The sequence below is a fragment of the Flavobacterium sp. genome (assembly GCF_025352015.1).
Taxonomy (GTDB): Bacteria; Bacteroidota; Bacteroidia; order Flavobacteriales; family Flavobacteriaceae; genus Flavobacterium.
Window position 1 is genome coordinate 1 of record NZ_JANXUG010000015.1, and the last position, 8,707, is coordinate 8,707.

Below are 8,707 nucleotides of genomic sequence, written 5' to 3' on the forward strand. Positions count from 1 at the left end.
GGTTGGGGAGGGGATATTTATAGAAGTCTTCACAACAAGACCAGACACCATTTTCGGAGTAACATTCATGACTTTGGCACCAGAACACGAATTGGTTTCACAAATTACAACTCCACAACAAAAAGTAGCAGTTGATGCTTATGTAGAAGCAACTGCAAAACGATCCGAAAGAGAAAGAATGGCTGATGTAAAAACCATTTCTGGAGTGTTTACTGGTGCGTTTGCCGAACATCCATTTACCAAAGAACCTATTCCAGTTTGGATTGGCGATTACGTTTTGGCTGGTTACGGAACTGGTGCGGTTATGGCGGTACCTTGTGGCGATGAACGTGATTATGCTTTTGCAAATTTCTTTAAAGGTCAACTTGGAATGCCTGAAATTAAAAATATATTCCGTCTTATCTCTCCTCCTTTGGAGGGGTTGGGGGAGGAAAAAGCATTTGGTAGTAAAGAAGGTTTTGAATTAGTAAATTCTGATTTTTTAAACGGATTGGGTTACAATGACGGAACCAAAAAGATCATCGAAGAACTTGAAAAGATTCATCAAGGAAAAGGCAAAACTAATTACCGTTTGCGTGATGCGGTTTTTTCTCGTCAACGATATTGGGGTGAACCATTTCCGGTGTATTATGTAAACGGATTGCCACAAATGATTGATGCCAAACATTTACCAATTGTGTTGCCAGAAGTAGCCAACTATTTACCAACCGAAGACGGACAACCACCACTAGGAAACGCAACCAATTGGGCTTGGGACAGTGTTAACAATAAAGTTGTTTCTAACGAACTTATCTCCCCTCCTTCGGAGAGGTCGGGGGAGGAAACGGTTTTCCCTTTAGAACTAAACACCATGCCAGGTTGGGCTGGAAGTTCTTGGTATTGGATGCGTTATATGGATGCGCACAACGAAAACGAATTTGCAAGTCAAAAAGCAATAAAATATTGGGAAAACGTAGATTTATACATTGGTGGAAGCGAACACGCCACCGGACACTTATTATACTCTCGTTTTTGGAACAAATTCCTAAAAGACAAAGGCTTTGCTCCAACCGAAGAACCTTTCAAAAAACTAATCAATCAGGGAATGATTTTGGGGATGAGTGCTTTTGGATATGGTTTTGGTCCTGGGCTGTCATTTGAAAATCCAAACGATGTTCCTAAAGCTGCCCAAGCTGGAATCATCAATAAAAAATATGTTATTCCAAAAGAATCATACGAGAAAGGACTTAATGGAGAATTTGATGTTATTACGCAGAAAATAGTCGATGATATAATTTCAGGATATAAATCACATGGAATAAATGTTAGATATGTTGGGGAAGAGTTTAGTGGAACTTTTACACCTTTTAGAATAAGTTTGAATTATCTTAAAGGAACAAGTGATTTTCTCGATATTGAAGCAATCAAAAAAGATCCTCTTTTTAGTTTTATTAAAGATGCTGAATTTGTTTTAGACAAAAACGGAGAATATGTGACTAACCGCGAAGTAGAAAAAATGTCCAAATCGAAATACAATGTTGTTAATCCGGATGATATTTGTAACGATTATGGCGCTGATACTTTAAGGCTTTACGAAATGTTCCTTGGACCGTTAGAACAAGCCAAACCTTGGAACACTGCTGGTATTACGGGTGTTTCGGGATTCTTAAAAAAACTATGGCGTTTGTATTTTGAAGCCCCCTCTAACTCCCCCGAAGGGGGAGAACAGAACACATTTTGTGTTGCTGACGAAGTTCCTACAGCTGAAATGTACAAATCATTACACAAAACCATCAAAAAAGTTACCGAAGACATCGAGAATTTCTCGTTCAACACGTCGGTATCGCAGTTTATGATTTGTGTAAACGAGTTGGCACAATTGAAATGCAACCATCGAAAAATTTTGGAACCATTGGCGATTGTAATTTCGCCTTATGCGCCACATATTGCTGAAGAACTTTGGTCACAATTAGGTCATGAAGGTTCAATTTCGACCGTAACTTTTCCATTGGTTAACGAAAAATACTTGGTAGAATCTGAAAAGGAATATCCGGTTTCGTTTAACGGAAAAATGCGTTTTACCATCAAATTGCCATTGGATTTAACGGTTTCTGAAATACAAGAAATTGTAATGGCAGACGAAAGAACCCTCAAACAATTAGAAGGAAGAACTCCCAATAAAGTAATCATCGTACCTGGCAAAGTGATTAACTTGGTTGGATAAAAATAATAGGGTCGCCTTGGGCGCAGTCGAAAGGCAAATCTCCTTATATCTCGTCCCAAACTCCAAAAGAGTTTGGGATTTTTATTTCCAAAAACCCCAAATTTGACGTCTGTAACCCCAAGTTTGACGTCTGGAACCCCAAATTTGGCGTCTGGAACCCCAAGTTTGACGTCTAAACCCAGTAAAAACGGTTAGTCTCTTGGAATATGTTATACATTAATAAGAAAATGAATCCACTACAACTGTATTTGGCGTTCTATTTGTTGTTCTAGCGAAATAAACGTTTCTGTTCTCGAAACACCATCAATTGGCTGAATTTTTTTGTTCAAAAGCTGCATCAAATGCTCATTATCACGGCAAATCATTTTGATTAATATTGACCAATTTCCTGTTGTATAGTGACATTCCAGAACTTCGGGGATTTTTTTGAGTTCTTTGACCGCTTCGGCATTGCTGGATGCTTTGTCTAGATAAATGCCAATAAATGCCATGGTTTTATAGCCCAGAACTTTGTTGTCAACAATTAGTTTTGAACTGGTAATAACGCCAGCATCTTCTAGTTTGCGCAGGCGCTGGTGTATGGCTGCGCCCGAAATTCCTATTTTGTTGGCAATTTGCAGTATCGGTTTTCGGGCATCGTGCATCAAGTCTCGGAGTATTTCTTTGTCGATGCCGTCAATTTCTATTTGAAGCTGATTTATTTTCATAACTAGTAAATTATAAGCTAAATTAGAAAATAGCTTTTAAACAGGAAGTATTTTGTGCTAAAAGTCGAAAATATTTTCGATAAATGTACAAAAATAGATTACTTGCTAGCCCTGATTGAAGGAAATGCCGCGCATGACGAAAAGCAGGAATAAGGATAGCAAGAATGCGCAAGCCATTCGCTTTGCATAACTCTGAAAAGTAGCTTTGAAATATCTAATTCCCCACTAATTTATCTGGGTTATACCCAACGTAAGGCATTTGAGTTTCGTTGAAAATCACGCCAAATTCTTCGAGTTCTTTCAAGATAGGTTCGTACACTTCTTTGCTAATGGGGAGTTGAACGCCTGGTGTTTTGATGTTACCATTTAAGATTTGCAAAGTTGCCATTGCAACGGGTAATCCCACGGTTTTTGCCATGGCGGTATAGGTTTGATCATCGCCAATGCAGACCATTTTTGAATCTATTTGTTTGCGTTCGCCATTTAGTTCGTAGCCAAATTTGTGGTACATTACAATCATGTCTTTGTCGTGTTCCTGAAGGGTCCAACTGTTAGTTAAAATACGTTCTAGGATTTGGGCTGGTGTTGCGTCTTTTAATCCTACAATTTTTTTATCATTGAATAAATCGAGCTCCAAAAGTTTGTCCCACATGATGTCGTCTTGTTCGATGCCGAGTGCTAATCTGGTTTTTATTTCCACAGAATCGGTGGGATGATACGGTAAAAAGAGATTGATAAAATCGCGGTAACTGATGCTTTCTGAATTATCGATTATATAGGTGTCGTCCGTCATTCCGAGTTGTACAAACATGTTCCAGGCTTTTGAAAAACCTACTTTTCTGATGGTTCCTCTGTATAGCGTCATGATATTGTTTAGACCATATATGCTTCGGTATTTTAAGGAATCACGGTTGGCATAGCCTTCAAATTTTCCGTAACCTTCAACGTTAAGGAATTCGGTTCGTCGAAATAATTTGTGATACGGAATGTATTTGTATTTTCCTTCTTGAATAAATTTAGCTGCTCCGCCTTGCCCTGCCAAGACCACATTTCTTGGTGCCCATGTAAACTTATAATTCCATAAATTGTTGTCGCTTTCGGGAGCTACTAATCCTCCACAAAATGATTCAAACAAAATCATTTTTCCTCCTTTGTCTTCAATTTCGTGAATGATTTTCATGGCACTCATGTGATCTATGCCTGGGTCAAGCCCGATTTCATTCATAAAAACCAAATTGTTGGCTTTTACTTCGGTATCTAAATCTTGCATTTCATCAGAAACATAGGAAGCGGTTACCATATTTTTTTTGAACGTCACACAATCTTTAGCCACATCAATATGCATGTGCGCTGGTAGCATTGATATCACGATTGCTGCTTTTTGAATTTCGGTCTGCCGCTGTGCCACGTTATAAATATCTAATGCTATGGCAGTAGCATTGGGATGATTATTGGTTTTGTGCAGTGCTAATTCTAAAGATAAATCGCTAATGGTGATGTGCAAATTTTCTTGTTGAGATTTGTTCAGTAAATACTGGATTAGCGACGATGCTGAACGACCTGCACCAATGATTAAAATATTTCTCATAGGGGTAATTTATTATTGCAAGTCTTTTTCTAAATTTTCAAGTTCTTTTTTGGATTCTTTAGTGTCATTTACTTTTTGCTGTTCGAATTTCACATCTTTCACTACCGCATCTTTTATAAAAATAGTTTTGCCCACGACATATACCGACGAAAGTACACACAGTAAAAGCAATGCATTAGGAAGCATTTTTTGATTTACATCAGATTTTTTTAGTAATACTAAACAAAAAATTAGTGCTAGACCAATAGGTAAAAACGCAAGCGTATCAAAAGGCAACACCGAAAAAAGTATTGCCAATAGTGTAAATATAATCCCCAAGACTAAAAATAATTTTCTCATTATTTCAATAGATTAAATTCCGGAAGCCGAGGTTAAAATTAATTGTCCGGTTCCTACAGGAATGCTAAATTTGAGTAATGTTGGAATTTTTTTATCATCGGCGGTAAGCCAAATAAGGTTTTTGTCTTTTCCTTTTAAAGCATCTGTTTTGGCGCCAATAGATAATTTGTAACACTCTTTTTTACCCAGGTTTCCAGCATTTACAGTTTCAGTCCCCATATATTTTAGTGTAACAGGAATTTGTTTTTCATCAAAAACAATCGTCAAATTTTGTGTTTGTCCTTCTTTAAATTTACTAAAATCTATAGTTCTTACTTTGTACAAAAGCGAAATCACATCTTGGGTTGCACTGCCAATGGTAAAAGTTTTTTGAGTTTCGGGCCTGTTTTTGGTCTTGGAAGTACTGTTAACAGTGATGTCTTTGAAAACATACTTTTCTTTTTTTGTCCAGCCTCCTTCATCAATACTCCTTTTGTATAAAGTTGGCTTTAAGGTAATCGGGTTTACATACGATTCATAAATATCTCTGATTCTGAAAAAAGAATCCCATTTGCGGTAAGTTGCAAGCTCACAACTCAAATGTAAATACTTGTTTTTGGGGGTAGTAACATTTTCAGTGGACAAAGTAACTTGTGCCAATTGTGTCATTAAACCGCTCATGTTGTAAGAGCCAGCAAAAGTTAGTTTCTCTCCCGATTTAATAGTTTGGGAATTTACGAATGTAGTAGTACAGATAACAAAAAAGAGGTAATGGGTAAAAAGAAATTTCATTTTTATAAATTATAAATGCAAATATAAAATTTTTAAAACGGTAACTTTAATAAAAGAATCATGAAATTTCTTTATTGGTAACATGATAACGGATAAATTTGTGTTTTAGTATATAGCTGTAAAATGGAAAGAAAAATAATAAGTGTTGGTGCTTTGATGGGAATCACGGCAATAATTTTAGGTGCTTTTGGCGCGCATGCTTTAAAAAAACTGTTGTCGGGAGATCAACTCAATGCTTTTGAAACCGGTGTAAAGTATCAAATGTACCATGCTTTATTTTTATTGTTTTTGGGAGTTAATTCCTTTTTGAGCCAAAAAGCGAAAAAAATGATATTTCAACTGGTGATTTTTGGAGTAATTTTCTTCTGCGGTTCTATCTATTTGTTAAGCACAAAACCTGTAATGGGAATTGATTTTAAATTTATCGGGATTGTAACACCTGTTGGCGGAGTCATATTAATAGCGGCTTGGAGCGTTTTGTTATGGGATGTTTGGAAAGCAAAAAGATAATATTTATATAAATAAAATAGTTTCTAAAATTTAATTTTTACCTTTGACTATTAATTAATAATGCACTGCAAAAGAATTTTTATGGAGAATTATGCTCAAATAACGAAATCGATTTCGTTAGAAAAATACGGGATTAAAAATGTTCAAGAAATAATTCATAATCCATCTTACGACCAGCTATACAAAGATGAATTAAATCCAAATTTACAAGGTTTTGAAAAGGGACAATTAACAGAGCTGGGCGCTGTGAATGTGATGACAGGTGTTTTTACGGGTCGTTCGCCGAAAGATAAGTACATTGTAAAAGACAGCATTACTGAAAATACCATTTGGTGGAATTCAGATCAAGCTATTAATGACAATAAACCCATTTCACAAAGTACATGGAATGCCCTGAAAGACACTACCGCCAAGCAGTTATCAGAAAAAAAATTATATGTTGTTGACGCTTATTGTGGTGCCAATCAAAATACTAGATTAAAAGTTCGTTTTATTATGGAAGTCGCCTGGCAAGCTCACTTTGTCATCAATATGTTTATTCGTCCCACTGAATCCGAACTAGAAAATTTTGGCGAACCCGATTTCATTGTAATGAATGGTTCTAAAACATCTTTCAAAGAGTATGCAGCTCATGGTTTAAATTCAGAGGTATATATTGCATTTAATTTGACTGAAAAAATTCAAATTATTGGCGGAACATGGTACGGTGGCGAAATGAAAAAAGGAATGTTTGCCATGATGAACTATTATTTACCCTTGCAAGGCATTGCCTCAATGCATTGTTCCGCAAATAAAGGAGCAGCTGGTGATGTGGCAGTTTTCTTTGGACTTTCAGGAACTGGAAAAACTACCTTGTCGACCGACCCTAAAAGAGAATTAATTGGTGATGATGAACACGGTTGGGATGATGATGGTGTTTTCAATTTTGAGGGAGGTTGTTATGCCAAAACCATCGACTTGAGCCTAGCAAATGAACCCGACATTTTTAATGCGATAAAAAAAGATGCTTTGTTAGAAAATGTCACTGTTAATGCAAATGGAATTATAGATTTCATTGACACAACTGTTACTCAAAATACTAGAGTTTCCTACCCAATTTATCATATTCATAATATTGTAAAACCAGTTTCAAAAGCAGGTCATGCCAATAAAGTGATATTTTTAACAGCTGATGCCTTTGGAGTAATGCCACCAGTTTCAAAACTCACGCCAGAACAAACACAATATTATTTTCTTTCGGGTTTTACTGCTAAATTAGCGGGTACAGAACGCGGAATAACAGAGCCAACACCAACATTTTCGGCTTGTTTTGGGAAAGCATTTTTAACGTTACACCCAACCAAATACGGTGAAGAATTAGTTAAGAAAATGGAACAAAATCATGCCCAAGCTTATATGGTAAATACAGGCTGGAATGGTTCTGGAAAGCGCATTTCTATTAAAGATACGCGTGCTATTATTGACGCTATTTTGGATGGTTCTATTGAAAAAGCTGAAACCAAAGTAGTCCCATTTTTTAATTTAGAAGTACCAAAAACATTGCACGATGTAGATGCAACTATATTAGACCCAAGAGATACGTATTCAGATGTGTCAGACTGGAATGCTAAAGCTAAAGATTTAGCAGCACGGTTTATTAAAAATTTCGTTAAGTATACCGATAATGAACAAGGACAAAGTTTAGTAAAAGCAGGGCCAATAGTTTAGCAAAAAAAAATTACAAAAAAGCCATTCACTTGATTGAGAATGGCTTTTTTTATGAAAAATTTATAATTCAATTTAAGTTTATGCATAAGATTATTTTCCTTTGTTAGCGTCAACAATATACCGTTCTAACGCCATTGTCATAGAAGGCGTTTCCGGCGTTGGAGCCAAAATATCAATACGCAATCCGTGTTCTAAAGCTTCCTTTTGAGTTGAACTTCCAAAAACGGCAATACGAGTTTCGTTTTGATGGAAATCAGGGAAATTTTTAAATAACGATTTGATTCCTGTTGGACTAAAAAAAGCTAAAACATCGTAATAGACATTTGCTAAATCAGATAAATCACTCATTACTGTTTTGTAAAAAACAGCTTGTGACCATGCTACTTTTAGATTATTTAATGTTTGTGGCACATCATAATTTAATTGATCCGAAGCTGGCAACAAGAATTTTTCTTCTTTGTATTTTTTGATCAACGGAGACAAATCAGCGAAGTCTTTTAGACCCACATAAATTTTGCGTTTTCGGTATACTACATACTTCTGAAGATAAAAAGCAATTGCTTCTGACTGGCAAAAATATTTCAAATCTTCGGGAACTTTATAACGCATTTCTTCTGCTACTCTAAAAAAATGATCGACAGAATTTTTGCTCGTTAAGATGATTGCAGAGAAATTGTTGAGGTCAATTTTTTGAGCCCTAATGTCTTTAGCGCTTACACCCTCAATATGTATAAATGGGCGAAAATCAATTTTTACCTTGTGTTTTTGTTGTAACTCAAAATAAGGGGAATTCTCTACTTTGGGCTCTGGCTGTGACACCAATATTGTTTTCACTTTCAAATTTGACATTCTAATGTGCTAAATTTTTTGTAATCAAATAAT

The 8,707-nt window shown here is 36.0% G+C and carries 8 protein-coding genes; 3 read left to right on the top strand and 5 right to left on the bottom strand.

Translation table 11 applies throughout. The annotated features are described in order from the left end of the window. The coding region (locus tag Q0Q96_RS02020) for a class I tRNA ligase family protein (RefSeq protein WP_293871122.1) at window positions 1-2,203 on the top strand (2,203 nt) is incomplete at its 5' end. Window positions 2,204-2,439: 236 nt separating this feature from the next. Here Q0Q96_RS02020 and Q0Q96_RS02025 read toward each other — a convergent pair. The 4 genes from Q0Q96_RS02025 to Q0Q96_RS02040 form a co-directional block, all read right to left on the bottom strand. Next, complete coding sequence (locus tag Q0Q96_RS02025; protein ID WP_293871125.1) at window positions 2,440-2,910, bottom strand: Lrp/AsnC ligand binding domain-containing protein; 471 nt, start codon at window positions 2,908-2,910, stop codon at window positions 2,440-2,442. Between the two features lie 214 nt (window positions 2,911-3,124). Next, window positions 3,125-4,498 (bottom strand): saccharopine dehydrogenase C-terminal domain-containing protein, encoded by a 1,374-nt coding sequence (locus tag Q0Q96_RS02030; protein ID WP_293871128.1) that lies wholly within the window; start codon window positions 4,496-4,498, stop codon window positions 3,125-3,127. A gap of 12 nt (window positions 4,499-4,510) precedes the next feature. Further along, window positions 4,511-4,837, bottom strand: coding sequence for a hypothetical protein (locus Q0Q96_RS02035; RefSeq protein ID WP_293871130.1), 327 nt, complete (start codon window positions 4,835-4,837; stop codon window positions 4,511-4,513). 12 nt (window positions 4,838-4,849) lie between these two features. Then, window positions 4,850-5,608: a DUF3108 domain-containing protein gene (locus tag Q0Q96_RS02040; RefSeq protein ID WP_293871133.1), complete on the bottom strand. Its 759-nt coding sequence runs from the start codon at window positions 5,606-5,608 to the stop codon at window positions 4,850-4,852. A 123-nt stretch (window positions 5,609-5,731) separates the two neighbouring features. Between Q0Q96_RS02040 and Q0Q96_RS02045 the strand changes: the two genes are divergently transcribed. Together Q0Q96_RS02045 and pckA are read left to right on the top strand one after the other, a co-directional pair. Continuing rightward, a complete protein-coding gene (locus tag Q0Q96_RS02045) occupies window positions 5,732-6,118 on the top strand; it encodes a DUF423 domain-containing protein (protein WP_293871135.1) in 387 nt (128 codons plus the stop codon). A gap of 81 nt (window positions 6,119-6,199) precedes the next feature. After that, window positions 6,200-7,825, top strand: a complete 1,626-nt coding sequence (gene pckA / locus Q0Q96_RS02050; protein ID WP_293871138.1) for a phosphoenolpyruvate carboxykinase (ATP) — start codon at window positions 6,200-6,202, stop codon at window positions 7,823-7,825. Between the two features lie 90 nt (window positions 7,826-7,915). Here pckA and Q0Q96_RS02055 read toward each other — a convergent pair whose 3' ends face one another. Then, a complete protein-coding gene (locus Q0Q96_RS02055; RefSeq protein ID WP_293871141.1) occupies window positions 7,916-8,665 on the bottom strand; it encodes a uroporphyrinogen-III synthase in 750 nt (249 codons plus the stop codon). Between the last annotated feature and the right edge of the window lie 42 nt (window positions 8,666-8,707).

Bases quoted from the DNA above. Each gene is read 5' to 3' on its own strand.
- Q0Q96_RS02025 (WP_293871125.1), bottom strand. From the start codon at position 2,910: ATGAAAATAAATCAGCTTCAAATAGAAATTGACGGCATCGACAAAGAA.
- Q0Q96_RS02030 (WP_293871128.1), bottom strand. From the start codon at position 4,498: ATGAGAAATATTTTAATCATTGGTGCAGGTCGTTCAGCATCGTCGCTA.
- Q0Q96_RS02035 (WP_293871130.1), bottom strand. From the start codon at position 4,837: ATGAGAAAATTATTTTTAGTCTTGGGGATTATATTTACACTATTGGCA.
- Q0Q96_RS02040 (WP_293871133.1), bottom strand. From the start codon at position 5,608: ATGAAATTTCTTTTTACCCATTACCTCTTTTTTGTTATCTGTACTACT.
- Q0Q96_RS02045 (WP_293871135.1), top strand. From the start codon at position 5,732: ATGGAAAGAAAAATAATAAGTGTTGGTGCTTTGATGGGAATCACGGCA.
- pckA (WP_293871138.1), top strand. From the start codon at position 6,200: ATGGAGAATTATGCTCAAATAACGAAATCGATTTCGTTAGAAAAATAC.